Raw genomic sequence first — 19,242 nt, 5'->3', positions numbered from 1 at the left:
TTTCTATTGACATTGACATATAATATGGTATAATACAGTTGAACATATGAATAGTTGTTCATATGTTGAATAATTAAATTTAAGAAATTGAGGGTATAACAATGAAAAAGACATACAAAATTGATGTGGATTGTGCAAACTGTGCCAACAAAATGGAGGATGCCGCAAACAAGGTTGACGGTGTTGCAACTGCAACCGTAAATTTTATGCTCCTCAAAATGATTGTTGAATTTGAAGAGGGCGCAGACGAAATGAAAACTATGAAGCAGGTTCTCAAGGCTTGCAGAAAAGTTGAGGACGATTGCGATATTTTCTTCTAAATTGAGTTAGGAAGTGGCTTTATGAGCAGAAAACAAAAAAAGATGCTTGTTCGCATCATTGTGACGGCTGTGCTGTTTGCAGGTTTGTTCGTTTTTGAAAAATTTGTGCCGATAACAAGCAGGATTTTGCGTTTTGCCGTTTATATGGTGCCGTATCTTGTGATTTCTTATGACATACTCAAAAAGGCATTCAAGGGCATAATCAAGGGTCAGGTGTTTGATGAAAACTTTCTTATGGCTGTTGCTTCCCTCGGTGCTGTCGCCATTGCGGTGTACGAAAACGGCTCGTATAACGAGGCTGTTGCCGTTATGCTTTTCTATCAAATCGGTGAGTTGTTCCAAAGCTATGCTGTCGGCAAAAGCAGACGGAGCATATCCGAACTTATGGATATTCGTCCCGATTATGCAAATCTTGAGATTGACGGCAAAACACAGCAGGTTGACCCTGACGAGGTTGAGGTCGGCTCAATCATCGTTGTGTCGGCGGGCGAAAAAATCCCGATTGACGGCGTGATTGTTGAGGGTTCGACAACTCTTGATACTTCGTCTCTCACGGGCGAGAGTGTGCCGAGAAATGCAAAAGAAAACGACGAGGTCATCAGTGGTTGTATCAATCTTTCGGGCACAGTAAGAATTCGCACAACAAAGCCGTTTGGCGAGTCAACCGTGTCAAAAATTCTTGACCTTGTTGAAAATTCGTCATCAAAAAAATCAAAGAGCGAGCAGTTTATTTCAAAGTTTGCAAGGATTTACACTCCGGCGGTTTGCGGCGGCGCACTTGCACTTGCTTTGATTCCGCCTGTTGTCAGCCTGATTATCGGCAATGAGGCAATGTGGCTTACTTGGATTTATCGTGCGTTGACATTTCTTGTTATCAGCTGTCCTTGCGCACTTGTTATTTCTATTCCGCTTTCGTTCTTTGCAGGCATCGGCGGTGCTTCAAAAGAGGGCGTGCTTGTAAAAGGTTCAAATTATCTTGAAACGCTTTCAAAAACAAAAATCGTTGTGTTTGACAAAACAGGCACTATGACAAAAGGTAAATTTGAAGTGACGGAAATTGCACCGATTGGCATTGACAGGGGCGAACTTCTCAGATTGACAGCGTATGCGGAGAGCTATTCATCTCACCCAATCAGCAGGTCAATCAAGGATGCTTACGGCAAGGAAATTGACGCCTCAAAGATTTCTGATGTAAACGAAATCAGCGGCAACGGTGTTTCTGCGATTGTTGACGGCAAAAAGGTTGCAGTTGGCAACAGCAGGCTTATGGATAAATTAGGCGTGGAATACACCGCTTGCGATAAGGTCGGCACGGTTGTTTATGTCGCTGTTGACGGCAAATATTGCGGATATATCCTTATTGCAGATGCACTCAAGCCGACTTCGGTTTCCGCTGTCAGAGAGTTAAAAAAATGCGGTGTCAGAAAAACCGTTATGCTTACAGGTGACTCAAAAAAAGTTGCCGATGAAGTTGCGAAAGAACTCGGTGCAGACGAGGTATACAGCGAACTTCTCCCTGCCGACAAGGTTAGTCAGGTTGAACGACTTCTTGCAGATAAAAGCGAAAAAGAAAAACTTGCCTTTGTCGGTGACGGAATCAATGACGCACCTGTTTTGTCAAGGGCAGATATAGGTATTGCAATGGGAGCACTCGGTTCGGACGCTGCCATTGAAGCTGCCGATATTGTCCTTATGGACGACGACCCGATGAAAATTTCAAAGGCAATCAAAATTTCATCTAAGTGCCTCAGAATTGTAAACGAAAATATCTATTTCGCACTCGGCGTTAAGGCTTTGTGCCTGATTCTCGGCGCTGTCGGAATTGCCAATATGTGGGTTGCGATTTTTGCCGATGTCGGTGTTATGGTGCTTGCCGTACTCAATGCAATTCGTGCACTTTCGGTTAAAAAACTTTGATACTTTCTCAAGGATGTGTTTTGTTATGAACACATCCTTAATTTTTTTAAAAAAGTCTTGAATGAAACGGGTTTTGGGGTTATCATATAAATATAATAACAGAAAGGACTTTTTTGCTATGAACAGCCATGTTGAACAAAGACGGGCGTTTTTGATAGATTTTGCATTTGTTGCAGTTATTTTGGCACTTATTTATGTGTTCTTTAAATTTCTGTTTTGGATAACAGCACCGTTTTTGCTGTCGTTCTTTTTTGCGGTAATCCTACAAAAACCGCTTCGTTATCTTGATAAAAAGACAAACAAAAAGGCGCACACCTTTTGGTCGATTTTTTTGGTAGTGGCTTCTATCGCAGTTATCATTGTGCCTCTTTCATTTATTCTTGCGGCAATATTCGGAAAAATATCCGACTTCATCAATTATCTTGCCGAACAGTTGAGGGACATTTCATCATTCCTGTCAACGGTGGAAAATTGGGTGCTCAACACCTTGCAGTTTTTGCCAAAGACGGTCTACAGTTCGGTATCAACCACAATTACCGAATGGTTTGATAAGCTTCAACCGGATGCAGCGGCGGGTGCGGCTTCTTCGGCAGGACTTCTTTCAAATCTCGATTTGAGTCATCTCACAAACAAGCTTACCTCCGGTGTGTCAAATGTTTATTCGGTTGTAAAAGGCGTTCCGTCAATTCTCATCGGTATAGTTATCGGCGTTGTTGCTTGGATACTTTTCACAAAAGATTACGATTATATTGTAAGATTTATACAAAGACAACTTCCAGATGACAAAAAGAATGTACTCGTTGAATTCAAGCAAGTCTTTTCAAAAACAATTCTCACAATGTTCAAGGCTTACGGCATAATTATGTGCATAACTTTTAGCGAATTGTTCCTCGGTTTTTCGATTCTCTCGCTTATGGGTATTATGAAAAACAGCTACTTTGCGGTTATCGCACTTGCAATCGCCGTGTTCGATATTTTGCCTGTTGCGGGTTCGGGCGGTATCCTCATTCCGTGGGCGTTGTTCTCGCTTGTTTACGGCAATTATAAGCAGGCTGTCGGACTTATCCTGTTGTATGTTATCATCACCGTAATTCGTCAGTATATCGAACCGAAGATTGTCGGCAGTTCACTTGGAGTTCATCCTATTGTGACTCTTATGGGACTTTACTTTGGTCTTAAACTTTTCGGATTTATCGGTATGTTTCTTGTGCCATTGACTGTTATGACGCTTAAAGCCTTCAATGACGCAGGCAGAATTAATATTTGGAAAATCTCACCCGAAAAGGAAGCCGAGCCTCCGAAAAAGGAAAAGAAAAAGAGATTAAAATCAAAAAGTAAATAACGAAAAAATAACCTCTCTCGAATTAGTTTCGGGAGAGGTTTTACTTTGCTGTGTTGTTTTATTATTTAACCTGTAAAGCCTGGTCAATGAGTTTTTCAAGTGTTTTTGCTTGATTCTTTTCGGTGATTGCACCAACGATTGGCTCGCCTACAATGTTGCCGTTCTTGTCAACAACATATGTTGTTGGGTATGAGAAAATGCCTGATGTGAACTTGCCTGCGTCGCTGTTTGAATCAAACCAAATGTTCTTGTAGGTTACACCCTTTTTGGAGAGAATGTCCTTTGCTTCGGAAATCGCAGTCTTGTCGCCGTCAAGTGTGAATGTGTTGATTCCGACAACCTGACCGCCTTTTTCTGCAAGTTTCTTGTTGAGTGCTTCCAATTCGGAAAGTTCGCCGACACAAGGCTTGCAAGTGCTGAACCAGTAGTTAACAACCGTTACATTGCTGTTTGCGAAAAGGTCGCTGCTCTTTACATCGTTGCCGTCAAGGTCCTTGCCGTTAAATGAAGGGAAGCTTGTTGCGTCACCGCTGTCTGAAACAACGCCGTTACTGTCTGCCGGAACGCTGTCGCCGTTTGAAGGTGCGTTTGCACATTCAGGATATTTCTGCTCCAAGATTGTGAGTTTGCCCTCAATTTCCTTGATTTGTTCTGCACCGGCAACGACTTTTTTGTATTCTTCGTCTGTGAATTGGTCTTTTGCTCCCTCGATTGTCTTGAGGAGGAAGTCGCCGTAGTTTGTGCCGTCCTCAATCATAGGATTTTCTTTGTTTGAAGCTAAAAATACTTTTTCCCAAAGTTTTTTGTCTGTTGACAAAATTTCGTTTTCTTTTTCCATAAGCTGCTTGTAGAGCTTTGAAGCCTCGTCGGCGTTGCTCGGCTCTGTTGCCATCAAGGTTGAAATGCTTGAGTCTGTTGACTGTTTCTCGTCTTTGTTGTCTTTTGTTGTTGAGCAAGCAATAAGGCTGATTGCCAACACAGAAACTAATAATACTACTGTTAAGATTTTTGAAAGCTTTGAAAACTTCATAATTATTCCTCCGTTATAATTCCTCTTTTGTTTCATTTTTGTTTGTTTTATTTTCGATTTTTGCGTTTTCGTCTACTGTCTTTCCAAGCAAGCCGAAGCCGTATTGAAAGCTGACCGCTTCGGTAGGACAGGCACTTATGCACTTTCCGCATCGGATACATTCGGTGCTGTTCGGTGTTTTTGTAACATCAACATCCATTTTGCACACCTTTGCACATTTTCCGCACGAAACGCATTTGTGCTCGTCTACCTTCATCCCAAACAGCGAAACTTTGTTGAACAGCGCATAAAATGCACCGAGCGGACAGAGCCATTTGCAGAACGGTCTGTAAAACAGCACGCTCAAAACGACTACCGAAATCAGCACAACAAGTTTCCACGAAAACAGTTTTCCCAATGCCGAGCGGATTCCCTCGTTGACTGCCGAAAGCGGTAATGCACCCTCAAGCACACCTTGCGGACATATGTATTTGCAGAAATACGGGTCGCCCATCCCCAAATCATTTACTATGAGCACCGGTAATAAAACAACTGCAAACAGCAGTACTGCGTATTTGATATATGTCAGCGGTTTGAGCTTCTTGGTTGAGAGTTTCTTGGTCGGGATTTTATGCAACAAATCCTGCAACCAACCGAACGGACATAAAAATCCGCAGATAAAGCGTCCGAGCAGAACTCCCAGCAGAATGAGAAATCCTGTTATATAATAGGAAAACTTATATTTTGACGAGCCGACTACCGCCTGAAATGAGCCGATTGGGCAAGCGCCCGATGCGGCAGGACAGGAATAGCAGTTCAGACCCGGCACACAAACGGCTTTGCCTTTGCCTTGATAAATTCCGCCTTTGACGAAATTCGGCAGATGAATGTTTGTGAGCAATGTCGCCCCTGCCTGAATCCATCCACGAAATTTGGCTAATCGGTTAGAAGCCGTTTGTTTTTTCTTATTATGGTTTATATTTTTTCTTTTCTTTTTATCCAATACCTACACACTCCAAACACAGTTTGATTGCCTTGCTCAGCACGGTTTCGACCTCGCCACGCATTGCTCCGAAGCCCAACATAACAGCTCCCGAAACAAGCAACACAGCCTGTGATAAAGCTTTTTTAACCTTGGTCAATTCAATCACTCCTTTCGTTTTCTGCGGTTATTGTAGCACAGCGGATATAAATTTTTCGTTAAGAACAGAAATTTAACACAAATTTTATGTTTTTGTGCTATAATCATAATTGAAAAACAATTTATAGCAAGGAGAGTTTTTATGCACATTTTAGTTGTTGAGGACGAAAGAACATTGTGCGAAACGATTGCACGCAGTTTGAAGCGTCTTGCATACAGCGTTGACTGTTGCTATGACGGATTAACCGCAATGCAAATGCTTGCTGACGACAGTTTCGACCTCGTTGTGCTTGATTTGAATTTGCCGGGTGCCGACGGTATGACAGTTTTGAGAACACTCAGAAAAAACGACCGTGACACAAAGGTATTGATTTTGTCTGCACGCAGTGAAGTGTCCGACAAAGTTGACGGTTTGGACGCAGGGGCAAACGACTATTTGGCAAAGCCGTTTCATTTGGAAGAACTTGCCGCAAGAATTCGCAGCCTTACCCTCCGACAGTTCACTCAAAATGATGTTGTGCTGACCTGCGGTGATGTGTCGTTTGATACAAAATCACGCAAGGCTATTGTCGGCGGTGAGCCTTTGCCGCTCACTCGCAAGGAAACAGGCATACTCGAATATCTTATGGTCAACAGAGGCCGCCCGATAAGTCAGGAAGAACTCATTGAGCATGTGTGGGACAACAGCGTTGATAATTTCAGCAATTCGATAAGGGTACATATTTCCGCTTTAAGGAAGAAGCTTCGCACTGCTCTTGGATATGACCCGATTCGCAATCGAATCGGCGAGGGCTATACAATGGAGGAAGAAGAATGAAAAAAATTTCTCTCCAATGGCGAATAACTTTGATGACTGCAATACTAATAGGTATAACCTGCGTGTCGATGAATTGCCTTATCGGTTATTCAGGCACACATTATATGGATTCAATCGGCAGCGATATTTCCGCCAACAGCGATACTAATAAAGGTGAGCAGGAATATTTTGACCCTGAAAATTCAGGACTTAACGAAGAGGTAACTATTATAGTTAACGGTGCGCAGGAGTCGTTTGTTAACACAAATTGGTGCATAACGGCGATTGTTACATTGCTTGGCGGTGTGCTTGCTTATTTTGTAAGCGGTAGGGCATTGAAGCCTTTGCACACTTTTGCTTCAAGGGTCGAGAATGTTCAGCCGAATAACTTGCCGGATATGAAAATAACCGATGATGTGCCTGCCGAATTCAAGCAGTTCAGCGTTTCTTTTAATCAGATGCTTGACCGACTTGATGAGGGATTCACGGCACAACGGCAATTCACGGGAAATGCGGCACACGAATTGCGCACCCCTCTTGCATTGCTTCAGGCACAGCTTGAACTTTTTTCTGTTGAACATCCCAATTTGGATGCGGAAAGTGCCGAGTTCCTCAAATTGTTGCAAGAACAAACCGAGCGAATGTCGCAGGTTACAAAGACCTTGCTTGAAATGAGCGAACTTCGCACTGTGCCTTGCAACGACTGTATCGAACTTGCTCCTATGATTGAGGAAATCCTTGCCGATCTTTCTCCGGTGGCAGAAAAAAAGGGCGTCACTCTTGAATATGAAGGCAATGGCACTATGGTGGGCAGTGACACATTGATTTATCGCTTGATATTTAATTTGACCGAAAATGCAATCAGATATAACCGACCTGACGGAACGGTGCGAGTTTCGGTTTCACAGGAGGGCGACAATCTTGTCATCAGGGTTGCCGACACAGGTTGCGGAATACCCGATAAGTATAAAGAAAGCATTTTTCAGCCGTTCTTCCGTGTGGACAAATCTCGCAGCAGAGAAAATGGCGGTGTCGGTCTCGGTCTTTCTTTGGTTTGGGAAATTGCCGATATTCACGACGGCAAAGTGCAGGCAGAAGAAAGCACGGAAAGCGGAACCGTTATGGCGGTTACATTTCCCTTGAACAGAGAATGTAAGGATGATTAGTCCTAAACAGAACGAAACATATGCAAAAAAGTGGTTTGAATTTGGTATTTGAGCCACTTTTTTATTTATTTTTCACAAAATGAAAAATAACCCTTGATTATATGCAGGTTTTGTGATAATATATGAAAAGTGTTTTTCACAGTAATACAACTGTCCGCGGGTGGTGTACACTATGGGAAAAGTTAATTATCTGCTTGTTGATATGTCCGTTCTGCCTGAGGTTTATGTAAAGGTGATTGAGGCAAAAGGCTATTTGCAGTCGGGAGAAGCGGCAAATGCTTCGCAGGCTGTAAAGATGGCAGGAATATCTCGCTCGGCATACTATAAATATAAGGATAAAATATTTGAGTACAGCGAACAGGGCGACGATGTCACAACAATCAACGCCAAACTTCAGGACAATGCCGGAGTGCTCAGCTCGGTTATGAATGAGTTATATTTGGCAGGGGCAAACATTTTGGCGGTTAATCAGAGCATACCTGTAAATAATATTGCAGATGTGTCAATAACCGTAAGTTTTGCTCAGTCGGGTCATATGACAGAAGATGTTTTGGAAAAAATAAAATCAGTCGGCGGTGTTAAGTCTGCCGAGTTAGTATAGGAGGATAAAATATGAAAGTTGCAGTTATGGGCTACGGAACAGTAGGCTCGGGCGTAGTAGAAGTAATCGAAACTCACGAAAAAAGTATCAAAAACCGCACAGCAGGCGAAATGCTTGAGGTAAGCCATATTCTTGACTTGCGTGATTTTCCGAATGACCCGCATGCGGATTTGTTCACAAAGGATTTCAACGATATTCTCAACGACCCTGAAACAAAGGTTGTTGCAGAAACAATGGGCGGAGTTAATCCTGCATTTGATTTCACAATGAAACTTCTTGAAGCAGGCAAAAGCGTTGTCACTTCAAACAAAGAACTTGTTGCTCAAAAAGGTCTTGAACTTCTTGAAGCAGCTGAAAAGCATGGTGTAAACTATTTGTTCGAGGCAAGCGTAGGCGGTGGTATTCCTATTATCAGACCTATGGCACAATGTCTTGCGGCAAATAATATCGAGGGCGTTGCAGGCATTCTCAACGGCACAACAAACTTTATCCTCACAAAGATGATTGAGGACGGTATGACATTTGAGGACGCACTCAAACTCGCACAAGATAACGGTTATGCGGAAAAAGACCCAACGGCAGATATCGAGGGATTTGACGCTTGTCGTAAGGTTTGTATCCTTGCTTCTCTTGCATTCGGCAAGCATGTATATCCAAATCAGGTTAGAGCAGAGGGTATCACAAAAATCACTCTTGAAGATGTTGAATATATTTCATCGGCTCACGGTGTAATCAAACTCCTTGGTCAAATCAAGAAGATTGATGACGACAAGATTACTGCATTTGTAAGCCCTGCAGTTGTTTTCCACGGCTCACAGCTTGCAAGCGTAAACGGTGTGTTCAACGCTATTCTTGTTCGTGGCGACGCAGTAGGAGACGTTTGCTTCTACGGCGCAGGCGCAGGCAAGCTCCCGACAGCTTCTGCTGTTGTTGCAGATATGGTAGATTGTGCCGTTCATGTTAACAGAAGAAAGAACTTCGGTTGGGGCGCAGGCGCAGAGGATTATGTAGTTGACGAAAAATCTGCTCTCGAAATGCCGTTCTATGTCAGAGCAAAGGCAACCGAAAGCGAAGCTGTTGCATTGTTCCACAATGTCAAGTTCCTCACAAGAACAGGTCAGCCGTCAGATGAAGTTGCATTTATCACAGATTCAATGACCGAAAATGCTCTTGATAAAAAGCTTGAGGGCGTAAATGTAATCAACAAGATTAAGGTAACAAATTATTAATAAGTAATTATTGCGGTTATCCGCATTTCAATAAATTGATTTTAGGAGGAATATTATGTCACTTATTGTCCAGAAGTTCGGTGGCTCATCAGTAGCAAATGCCGAGCGTGTAATGAATGTTGCAAGGATTGTTACGGATACCTATAAGGCAGGCAACGAAGTTGTTGTTGTCGTATCCGCACAGGGCGACACAACAGATGACCTTATTGAAAAGGCAAAGGAAATTAATCCAAAGGCAAAGAGCAGAGAAATGGATCAGCTTCTTGCTGCAGGTGAGCAAATCTCAATTTCACTTCTTGCAATGGCTATTGAATCATTGGGATTCCCTGTAATCAGCCTTTTGGGTTGGCAGGCAGGCTTTAACACAAATTCCGCATACAGCTCTGCAAGAATTAAGAATATCAGAACAAACAGATTGCAGGCAGAACTTGCAAGACACAACATTGTTGTTGTGGCAGGCTTTCAGGGGCTTAACAGATATGACGACATCACAACTCTCGGCAGAGGCGGTTCAGATACATCGGCTGTTGCAATCGCTGCTGCTCTTCACGCAGACAAATGCCAGATTTTTACAGATGTTGAGGGCGTTTACACAGCAGACCCAAGAAAGGTTGAAAATGCTCGTAAGCTCAAGGAAATTACTTATGATGAAATGCTTGAACTTGCAACTTTGGGTGCGCAGGTGCTCAACAACCGTTCAGTAGAAATGGCAAAGAAATATTCAGTAGAACTTGAAGTTCTTTCATCACTTAACCCGGTTCCGGGTACAATCGTTAAGGAGGTAGCAAAAATGGAAAAAATGTTAATCAGAGGCGTAACAAAGGATAAGGATGTAGCTCTTGTATCAGTTTTGGGTGTTAAGGATAATCCGGGTGTTGCATTCAATGTGTTTTCAAAACTTTCACAAAAGAACATCAACGTAGACATCATTCTTCAGTCATTCGGCAGAGATAATACAAAGGATATCGTTTTCACAGTAAGCAAGGACAACGGTCCTGTTGCTGTTAAACTCCTTGAAGAATCTTCACATCTTCAGGAAGCAAAGATTGTTTGTGACACAAATGTTGCCAAGGTTTCAATCGTTGGTGCAGGTATGGAATCTCATCCGGGCACTGCAACAAAGATGTTCGAGGCTCTTTATGAAAGAGACATCAACATCCGTATGATTTCAACATCGGAAATCAAGATTTCCGTTATCATCGATGCAGACGATGCAGACAGAGCAGTTACTGCTGTTCACAACGCATTTATCCCTAATGACTAATTAAAATCAATAGGATTTATCACGGCTTCCGTCTTTTTCGGAAGCCGTTTAGTCTGTCGATAAAGTTCCTGAAACACGTCAGATATATTTAACCGATTTGCCTCCTCTTATTTATAAGGGGAGGTGGCAACACGAAGTGTTGACGGTGGGGTTTTAAAAATGCCGTAGGTATTGAACCTACGGCATTTTGGCGTTTTCCGTTTTTTGCTCGGGGGCGGTACCCATGTACAGCTCCCACTCGCAAGAAAACGAAATTCAGAACCTTTCTCAACAGCCTGTATTGTGCCGTAAATACTTTTTGATACACTCTCATTTTTTTCTTTGCCAAATCTTAATATTTGCTTTGCTTTGTTTTATGAACCGCCGTTTATAATGTGAATAAATTGTAATAAAGAGGTCACAATTCCGTAATATAAAAACTTTATATTAACTATTAGCGGATATTGTTGTATTTTATGGACAAATATGCTATTGTGTAATAAAGAAGCTATGCTAATAAATTACAAGGAAGGGATAGTTATGAAAAAAACAAAAGGCATAATTTGGGGCGTGTTTATCATCGCACTCGGCATTTTGTGGGGACTTAAAGAAGCGAATGTCATTGTGCTTTCGAATCTTTATTTTGACGGCTGGTGGACTTTGTTCATCATCATTCCGTCGGTTATCGGTCTTATCACGGAAAAGAATAAAAAAGGCAGTTTGATTTGCCTTGCGGTCGGATTGGCTTTGTTTGCAAATGAATATTTCGACCTTTGGAGATTTAAAAATTATTTGCTTCCGCTCATTATTGTAATTATCGGTGCGAGCGTGATTGTCGGCAATATTTTTGATAAAAAAACGGATTATCCGCAGGTTGACGGACAGGACGTGCAAGACCCTAATACATACGGCGAGCCTGTTTATATTCCACAGGGAAATCAGCAGTACAGTGCGGTATTTTCGGGCGAAGATTATCGTTTTGAAAACGGCTTTGCAGGTGGCAAGTTCAGTGCGATTTTTGGCGGAATAAAGCTGGATATTCGCAATGCGGACATAGTGCATAACTGCGTAATTAACGCAAATTCTATCTTTGGCGGAATGGATATTTATGTTCCGCAAGATGTCAGAGTTGTTGTAAAATCAAACAGCTTTTTGGGCGGAATTTCGGATGAAAGTAACAAAAATCTTCCGCCTGACGCAAAAACAATTTTTGTCAACGCAACCAATATTTTTGGCGGAACTGATATAAAATGAACTGTAAAAAAGGAGAATAAAATTATGAGTAAAAAATTATATAAATCAACCACAGACAGAAAGTTGTGTGGTGTTTGTGCGGGTATTGCAAATTATCTCAACATTGACCCAACAGTAGTAAGGCTTTTGTGGGCACTTATTACCTTTGTCGGCGGTGCAGGTGTTGTTGCCTATGTTGTGTGTGCTCTCGTTATTCCCGATGAGCCGTTCAACGCAAATTACCAAGACCCGTATTACGCTCCGACCGATGATTCGGGCAATAACCAAAACAATTAATAAGAAAAGAGGTTGTCTCATTAATTTGAGATAACCTCTTTTTAACAGATTGCGTTTTTTTAGGAACAACTATTCATTTGATACAAGATAGATGTCAAAATCTTTTCTTTTGCCTTCGACAACAACCCGTTCAACCTCTTCATCCCAAAACGGCAACAGATAATTGTTATATCTTTTCTCGATTTTACTCTTTTCTGTTGGATTACTTTTCAAAAATTGTTCATAGTTTTTTATAATAAAAACATATTTATCATTGGGTAAAAAATCATCATCAGTCATAAAATCATATTCACTGTGATTATCTTTTTTCCATCCTTTGGGCAAATCGCTGAAGCCGAATGCTTGCCAAAGCCTGTCAAAATATTCTTCGTATGTTGTTATGCCGTTTCCGTCCATAACAATATATTTTGTGTCGCTGTGTTTGTAAAGAATTTTTTTTCTTCAAATTCTTTTGCAGTCATCTTGTATAATTTGTTCATATCGTTTTATCTGTATTAATCCTTTTTAAATGTTTCTCCAAGTGATTTCTGCCTCGGTTATCACATCTTTTAAGCAGGTGCTTGAATTTAATTTTGAATTTAGCAGTTCGTTGATTGATTTAAAGTGAATTTCGGTTTCCGGCTTGTATGCTTCACATATAGAAAAATCATTCATAGAATCGTTTTCGTATTCTATCGAATATTCAATTTCGTTCCATTTTATCACAATTTCTCTGCCGTAAATTAAACTTTCCTTAAAATCATTTATGCTTTTGTATTTGGGATATTCAAGAATATGGTCGTTTTTGGTATACATTTTTAATATCTCCTTTGACTTGAATTCAGGAATGTTATCTTTCGGATAATTTATCGGTGGAGATGGCTTTGGATGTCCATCTACCCAATCAATATTATGATCATGAGGATTAGTATGTTTATGTCCCTTTCTGTGATCAGAATAGTGTCTTTCTTTGATAGCTTTGCCGTCTTTGCCTATTTTAGTTAATCTTCGTTCACCGTTTTTATCAATCGTTTCAATTATTTCTCCTGGCTTGCCTAAAAATCTTTTGGCTTCTTCATCTTTTGGAACCCAAGTTTCTTTCGGCTCCGGATTGCCCGAACTTTGACCGTCAGCGGAACCGCCGCCTTTATTGGAAATGTAACCGAAAAACTTTTTTATGTAGCCTTTTGACAAATTATTTGTTTTGGCATAATCAACTTCGATTATATCGCCTTTCATTTCATCAAAAGGCTTACCGTAACAAATAATTTTGCTTGGCTTTATGCGGTTCAGCATTTCATTATAACTGAGCATAAAATGTGATTTTTCTTTTTTTACCCCGATTGTTGAAACTGCAACTGCACAACCTTTTTCAATTCCGTCAAAGCAGAAATTAAAACTTGTTAGATCACCCCACCGAACGGTTGGGATAACAGTTATACCTTGTTCTTGCAGATAAGCACCGACCCATCTGTTTTTGAATGTGCTGAAAAGCTGCAAAGTAATCGGCATTTCAACAAACATACTGAAATCGGGTGAAAGAACAGCGTTGTATTTTTTGAGCGTTTCAATTTTATTTTCGGGATTGTTATATATGCTTTCAAATCTGTAATCGTCAAGAAAGAAATGTACTGTACTTTTGTAATCATTACTTTGATTAATTTTATCATAACCGATTAGGCTTACATCTTCAAGACCAATTTCTTGTTTTTTTATAAGCGGAAGCTTAAACATCCCAACGCTTTTGAATTGATTTCTGAGAAACATTGCGTCGTTTCTGAATTCGTAACTTGTAATAGAAATTCCTCCTTTTTTGTTTGATAATTTCCATATTAGTGAACGAAATCAGCCGCTGCAACCATAGGTACATTTAATCGGTCATAATGCATGCACTATATAGTATATAAAGTGAACAAAATAGGATAAATTTTTGAAAAATTAATTTTTTATTACTTTAAATAAATTCGCCGTCAAATTTTTTGTTGTTGACATTGTGCATAATATAATATATAATTATTTAGTTAAAAAGTATATTTTTATAAATTTATTTAAGGAGTTTTCAATATGGCAGCAAAAACATTTACAATGACTGCGGCAGGTAAGGCAGAACTTGAGGCAGAGCTTGAACAACTTAAAACAGAAGGCAGAGTTGACATTGCAGAAAAACTTAAAGTTGCCCGCTCATACGGTGACCTTAGTGAAAACAGTGAATATGATGAAGCAAAATCAGAGCAGGCAAAGATTGAAGCAAGAATTCAAGAACTTGAATATCAGCTTGAAAATGCGGTTATCGTTGATTCGGCAGCAGGCGACAAGGTTTCGATGGGCTCAAAGGTAACAGTTCTTCGCAAAACAGACAATCAAGAGTTTGTTTACGAAATCGTTGGTTTCTCACAGAGCAACCCGACAGCAGGCAAAATTTCTGACGAAAGCCCGGTAGGCAAGGCACTTCTCGGTGCAGGCGTAGGCGAAACAGTTGTTGTTGAAGCTCCTATCGGCAACTTGGAATTTGAAATCAAATCAATCGACTAATTGAAATAAGAGGTAAAAACTATGGCAGGAAAGTTTGAAATCACCAAGCACGGTGACAGCGCTTTCACATTTGAATTTATAGTAGACGAAAAGGTTGTCGGCACTTCTCCTGAATTTGACAAGGAAGATGCTTGCAAGCGTGGCGTCAAGGCAGTAAAGAAGAACTCTCGTATGAAAGTTCAAAACGCTATTGCCGGTGACGAGGAAAAGACAAATCCAAAGTATTTGGTAGAGGCTGACGGCGACAAGGTTAAGTTCACTTTGTTCTTGCAGACAGGTGCTGTTGCACTTGAGGGCAGTGCCGACAGTGAGGCAGAGGCTTTGGAGATTATTGAAAAAATCGGCAACAATGCAAATGCCGCACAGATGACAATGGCAGAGGTTGTCCTCAGCGAAAACGAGCAAAAGCAAATCAGAATTGACAAGCTCACTGCTCTTCAAAACGCAGGCAACGACCCGTTTGAAATCACAATCGCAACCCAAACACATCACTCAAACGAAATCGTTGAGAACTTTGACGAGCTTGAGGAAAAAGATGTTGTTATCGCCGGCAGAATTATGACTTGGCGTGATATGGGCAAGGCAAACTTCATTGATATTCAAGACAGAAACGGCAGAATTCAGGCTTATGTAAGAATGAACGATGTCGGCGAGGAAGTGTTCAAGGAATTCAAAACTTGGGACATCGGCGATATTGTTGAAATCAAGGGTTTTGTTTTCAAAACAAGAACAGGCGAAATTTCTGTTCACGCAAAGGAACTCAGACTTCTTTCAAAGTCACTTCTTCCGCTTCCTGAAAAGTTCCACGGTCTTACCGACACAGACACAAGATACCGCAGAAGATATCTTGATATGATTATGAATCCTGATGTAAAGGATACTTTCATCAAGCGTTCAAAGATTATTTCTTCAATCCGTTCATATCTTGATAATCTCGGCTTTATTGAGGTAGAAACACCTATCCTCAACACTATTCCGGGCGGTGCAGCTGCAAGACCGTTCATCACTCACCACAACACTCTTGATATGGATATGTATCTCCGTATCGCAACAGAGCTTTATCTTAAGCGTCTTATTGTTGGCGGTATGGAAAGAGTATATGAAATCGGCAGAAACTTCCGTAACGAGGGTATGGATGTTCGTCACAACCCTGAATTCACTTGCATTGAACTTTATCAGGCATTCACCGATTATCACGGTATGATGGACATTGCAGAGGCTCTTATCCGCAACGCAGCTAACGAGGTTTGCGACAGCCTCCATATTGTGTTCAACGGCACAGAAATCGACCTTGAAAGTCCGTTCAGACGCCTTACAATGGTTGATGCTGTTAAGGAATTCAGCGGTATAGACTTTGCTTCATTTATGGGCGACAACGAAAAGGCTGTTGCCATCGCAAAGGAAAAGGATATTGAAATTGCACCGGGCAAGGCAACCTGGGGCGACATTCTCAATTCATTCTTTGAGGAATTTGTTGAGGAAAATCTCACACAGCCAACATTCATTATGGATTATCCTGTTGAGGTCAGCCCGCTTACAAAGAGAAAGCCTGATTGTCCTGAACTCACCGAGAGATTTGAGCTCTTCATTCTCGGCGGTGAATACGGTAACGCTTACAGCGAGCTTAACGACCCAATCGACCAGATGAAGCGTTTTGAGGCTCAAATGAAGCTTCGTGAAGCAGGCGATGACGAGGCAAATATGATTGATAACGACTTCGTTATGGCTCTTGAATACGGTATGCCTCCGACAGGCGGTCTCGGTATCGGCATCGACAGACTTGTTATGCTCCTCACCGACAGCTATTCAATCCGTGATGTTCTTTTGTTCCCGACAATGAAGCCAATCAACGAATAATATTTTTTCAACAGGCAGTTCAAATAGGATTGCCTGTTTTTTAAAATAAGCAGGAATATAAATCAAAGTTGCCGGTGGCTTGACATCGCTGTTATATGCAGAAGAAAAAACTGTTGTTACAAGATAAAGCGTGCCGTTAAATATTTATAATCAAAATGTAATAAAGTCAGGCGACCGCAGGTCGCCCCTACGAGATTCGATTCATTTTAAATTGTTCGAATGATATAAAACGCCGTAGGGGCGAACTGTGTTCGCCTATTAATTTTATATAGCAACAGCGTGTTGCTTGTGTAAGAACCGTTGATATATTATAATGAACTTAAAGGCGGTGAATGTTATGGAAACAAAGAATATTATTTTTGATTTAAGAACAAAAGCAGGACTTTCTCAAGACGAACTTGCTCAAAAGGTGTTTGTCACAAGGCAGGCTGTTTCTCGCTGGGAAAACGGTGATACCGTTCCTAATACCGAAACATTAAAACTTCTTTCAAAGCTGTTTGATGTGTCAATCAATACACTTCTCGGCTCGCCGAGAAAAATGATTTGCCAATGTTGCGGTATGCCGTTGGAAGACGAAATTATCAGCAGAGAAAAAGACGGATTTTTGAATGAGAATTATTGCAAGTGGTGTTATGCAGACGGTGAGTATATGTACAGCGATATGGATGACTTGATTGAGGTTTGCGTGAAAAATATGGCTAATGATGAGTTTTCGGCAGATAATGTGCGTGCTTATTTGCACCAAATGCTTCCGACTCTTGATTATTGGAAACGATACGAAGAACTCGGTGATGACGGTGCTTTTGATGAATTCAAATCTGCCTTGATTGATGAAATTAATGCTCTTAATATTGACGGTATGCCGAAGTTGACAAAACTAAATGCACTTGTGGGGAGTTATGTTAATTTGGAATACAGGCTTCCAAACGGCGAATCGGTGAAGTTTTTGGATGACAATGCAACTTATCTCGGCAATCAGCTTGAATGTAAATTCGGAGGCGACAGGTGCTTTGGAGTTCTTGCCAATATGGATTTTATTTTGATTTCGACTTACGAAGAAAACGGAACAAATCCCGAACTTGTTTTATATAAGAAAAGGTAAAATGTTTAGGCGAACACAGTTCTCTTTAAATTGATGTATGCGGATATGTGTCCGCTTTTTATTTGACTTAACTTATATATGTGATTATAATGTTATCAACTTGTTGATGTAAGTTTCTTGATGTATTGATAAGCTGATTTTAAAATAAGCAGGAAGCAATAAGAATTCACAGGAGAGTTCTGTTATGATTAGAAAATTACAAAAAGCAGATTTAAACAGGGTTGCCGACATATGGTTGGACACAAATATAAAGGCGCATTCTTTTGTTCTTGCTCAATATTGGAGAAATAATTTTGAAATAGTGAAAGAAATGCTGTTGCAGGCTGAAGTCTATGTTTATGAAGATAATCAGAAAATACAAGGCTTTATAGGACTGAACGGCGAATTCATTGAGGGTATTTTTGTTTCTGCCGAAAATCAGTCGCAGGGTATAGGCGGTTTGCTGTTGAATTATATAAAAAATAAGAAACCTAAATTGTCTTTAAATGTGTATCAGAAAAATATCCGTGCAATATCATTTTATCAAAGAGAAGGCTTTGAAATCAGGCGTGAAGCATCAGACGAAGCTACCGGAGAAAAAGAATTTGTAATGATGTGGCAATCAAAATAATAACTTGACCTTTGAAAGAGGAGAAATCCTTTTCTCAAAGGCTTCAGACTGTCGATAAAGCCCCTGAATCACGCCAATAAAATAAACTAACCGCTTAATGCCTCCTCTTTTAGCAAAAGGGGAGGTGGCAACACAAAGTGTTGACGGTGGGGTTTTAAAAATGCTGTAAGTTTGATACTTACAGCATTTTTGGCGTTTTTCGTTTTTTGCTCACAAGCGGTACCATCGTACAGCAAAGTTCGCAAGAAAACGAAATTCAGAACCTTTCTCAACAGCCTACAGCGTGTCAAAAATACTTTTTCGACATGCTGAATCCTTTTTTCGAAGGTCTTTTAGACTGTTGATAAACCTTATTATGCCACGGTTGTATAAAACTTTTTCTTATGGTATAATGATATTTGTTAATAATTAAGGAGACTAAAATGAATTTTTTGTTTGTAGCACTTGGCGGTGCGCTCGGTGCGGTTTTACGCTATGCCATAAGTTTGATACCCGTTAAAACGGAATTTCCGATTTTGACCCTTGTCACAAACATTGTCGGTGGTATTTATGATGACCGATTGCTTGTAAAACCTGTTAAATCAGCAATTATGTATATGCCCGAAACAGTTTATGAATTGCCGTATAACGGTGCAAAAGAAATGCTTTTTGTGGACAATGTCGACAACAGAGAGCTTTTAACAGGACTTTTCAATGCAATGTATGACGAACTCCCGACACCTAAAAAGAAAAAACTTGTTGATGTAAATTCCTTGATGTTTTGATATGCTGATTTTAAAACAAACAGAAATACAAATCGAAATTTGTGAGTTTTTGAATTCAACACAAAATCCTCTTTGTGTTGTTCAATTTTCCTCCCGTTGATAAT

The 19,242-nt window shown here is 40.6% G+C and carries 20 protein-coding genes; 15 read left to right on the top strand and 5 right to left on the bottom strand.

The window, feature by feature from the left end:
* Positions 1–101 precede the first annotated feature (101 nt).
* The 3 genes from Q0E03_RS08190 to ytvI all read left to right on the top strand — a co-directional run bounded on the left by Q0E03_RS08190 (position 102) and on the right by ytvI (position 3,579).
* Entirely contained in the window at positions 102–320 is a 219-nt protein-coding gene (locus tag Q0E03_RS08190; RefSeq protein ID WP_297131497.1) for a cation transporter, read from the top strand.
* Between the two features lie 21 nt (positions 321–341).
* Positions 342–2,237 (top strand): heavy metal translocating P-type ATPase, encoded by a 1,896-nt coding sequence (locus tag Q0E03_RS08185; protein WP_297131494.1) that lies wholly within the window; start codon positions 342–344, stop codon positions 2,235–2,237.
* 61 nt (positions 2,238–2,298) lie between these two features.
* Positions 2,299–3,579: a sporulation integral membrane protein YtvI gene (ytvI, locus tag Q0E03_RS08180; RefSeq protein ID WP_297131491.1), complete on the top strand. Its 1,281-nt coding sequence runs from the start codon at positions 2,299–2,301 to the stop codon at positions 3,577–3,579.
* 61 nt (positions 3,580–3,640) lie between these two features.
* Here the strand turns inward: ytvI and Q0E03_RS08175 are convergent, their stop codons facing one another.
* Genes Q0E03_RS08175 through Q0E03_RS08165 form a run of 3 tightly spaced genes read right to left on the bottom strand, consistent with a single transcriptional unit; the run spans position 3,641 to position 5,730 of the window.
* Positions 3,641–4,609, bottom strand: a complete 969-nt coding sequence (locus Q0E03_RS08175; protein WP_297131489.1) for a TlpA disulfide reductase family protein — start codon at positions 4,607–4,609, stop codon at positions 3,641–3,643.
* Between the two features lie 13 nt (positions 4,610–4,622).
* Positions 4,623–5,567, bottom strand: coding sequence for a 4Fe-4S binding protein (locus Q0E03_RS08170; RefSeq protein ID WP_297131617.1), 945 nt, complete (start codon positions 5,565–5,567; stop codon positions 4,623–4,625).
* Between the two features lie 16 nt (positions 5,568–5,583).
* Positions 5,584–5,730, bottom strand: a complete 147-nt coding sequence (locus Q0E03_RS08165) for a CD1871A family CXXC motif-containing protein (protein WP_297131486.1) — start codon at positions 5,728–5,730, stop codon at positions 5,584–5,586.
* A gap of 141 nt (positions 5,731–5,871) precedes the next feature.
* On the opposite strand from Q0E03_RS08165, the gene Q0E03_RS08160 reads away from it, so the two are divergent.
* From Q0E03_RS08160 to Q0E03_RS08130, 7 genes are all read left to right on the top strand, one after another.
* Positions 5,872–6,546, top strand: coding sequence for a response regulator transcription factor (locus Q0E03_RS08160; protein WP_297131484.1), 675 nt, complete (start codon positions 5,872–5,874; stop codon positions 6,544–6,546).
* A complete protein-coding gene (locus Q0E03_RS08155; RefSeq protein ID WP_297131481.1) occupies positions 6,543–7,691 on the top strand; it encodes an ATP-binding protein in 1,149 nt (382 codons plus the stop codon). Before Q0E03_RS08160 ends, Q0E03_RS08155 begins: the two co-directional genes overlap by 4 nt.
* Positions 7,692–7,863: 172 nt before the next feature.
* Positions 7,864–8,292: an ACT domain-containing protein gene (locus Q0E03_RS08150; RefSeq protein ID WP_294837368.1), complete on the top strand. Its 429-nt coding sequence runs from the start codon at positions 7,864–7,866 to the stop codon at positions 8,290–8,292.
* Positions 8,293–8,303: 11 nt separating this feature from the next.
* The gene (locus tag Q0E03_RS08145) at positions 8,304–9,521 is read left to right on the top strand and encodes a homoserine dehydrogenase (protein WP_297131477.1); all 1,218 of its coding nucleotides are present in this window, start codon (positions 8,304–8,306) and stop codon (positions 9,519–9,521) included.
* A 55-nt stretch (positions 9,522–9,576) separates the two neighbouring features.
* Positions 9,577–10,785, top strand: a complete 1,209-nt coding sequence (locus Q0E03_RS08140) for an aspartate kinase (RefSeq protein WP_297131474.1) — start codon at positions 9,577–9,579, stop codon at positions 10,783–10,785.
* Positions 10,786–11,304: 519 nt separating this feature from the next.
* A complete protein-coding gene (locus Q0E03_RS08135) occupies positions 11,305–12,018 on the top strand; it encodes a LiaF transmembrane domain-containing protein (protein WP_297131471.1) in 714 nt (237 codons plus the stop codon).
* Positions 12,019–12,042: 24 nt separating this feature from the next.
* Complete coding sequence (locus tag Q0E03_RS08130) at positions 12,043–12,294, top strand: PspC domain-containing protein (protein WP_367270255.1); 252 nt, start codon at positions 12,043–12,045, stop codon at positions 12,292–12,294.
* Between the two features lie 69 nt (positions 12,295–12,363).
* Here the strand turns inward: Q0E03_RS08130 and Q0E03_RS08125 are convergent, their stop codons facing one another.
* Entirely contained in the window at positions 12,364–12,690 is a 327-nt protein-coding gene (locus Q0E03_RS08125; RefSeq protein ID WP_297131468.1) for a hypothetical protein, read from the bottom strand.
* A gap of 108 nt (positions 12,691–12,798) precedes the next feature.
* Positions 12,799–14,007: a DUF4417 domain-containing protein gene (locus tag Q0E03_RS08120; protein WP_297131464.1), complete on the bottom strand. Its 1,209-nt coding sequence runs from the start codon at positions 14,005–14,007 to the stop codon at positions 12,799–12,801.
* Between the two features lie 330 nt (positions 14,008–14,337).
* Here Q0E03_RS08120 and greA point away from each other — a divergent pair, with 330 nt between their 5' ends.
* From greA to Q0E03_RS08095, 5 genes are all read left to right on the top strand, one after another.
* Entirely contained in the window at positions 14,338–14,805 is a 468-nt protein-coding gene (gene greA / locus Q0E03_RS08115; RefSeq protein ID WP_297131461.1) for a transcription elongation factor GreA, read from the top strand.
* A 372-nt stretch (positions 14,806–15,177) separates the two neighbouring features.
* Positions 15,178–16,662, top strand: coding sequence for a lysine--tRNA ligase (gene lysS / locus Q0E03_RS08110; protein WP_367270259.1), 1,485 nt, complete (start codon positions 15,178–15,180; stop codon positions 16,660–16,662).
* Between the two features lie 337 nt (positions 16,663–16,999).
* Positions 17,000–17,764 (top strand): zinc ribbon domain-containing protein, encoded by a 765-nt coding sequence (locus Q0E03_RS08105; protein WP_297131458.1) that lies wholly within the window; start codon positions 17,000–17,002, stop codon positions 17,762–17,764.
* Positions 17,765–17,948: 184 nt separating this feature from the next.
* The gene (locus tag Q0E03_RS08100) at positions 17,949–18,374 is read left to right on the top strand and encodes an N-acetyltransferase (protein WP_297131455.1); all 426 of its coding nucleotides are present in this window, start codon (positions 17,949–17,951) and stop codon (positions 18,372–18,374) included.
* A gap of 479 nt (positions 18,375–18,853) precedes the next feature.
* The gene (locus tag Q0E03_RS08095) at positions 18,854–19,138 is read left to right on the top strand and encodes a transcriptional regulator (protein ID WP_367270258.1); all 285 of its coding nucleotides are present in this window, start codon (positions 18,854–18,856) and stop codon (positions 19,136–19,138) included.
* The last annotated feature ends 104 nt before the right edge of the window (positions 19,139–19,242 follow it).

Source organism: uncultured Eubacterium sp. (assembly GCF_934525195.1).
In the GTDB taxonomy this organism is placed as follows: domain Bacteria; phylum Bacillota; class Clostridia; order Oscillospirales; family Acutalibacteraceae; genus Eubacterium_R.
Note: the sequence above shows the minus strand (reverse complement) of the source record. Positions and strands in the feature narration are given on the sequence as shown.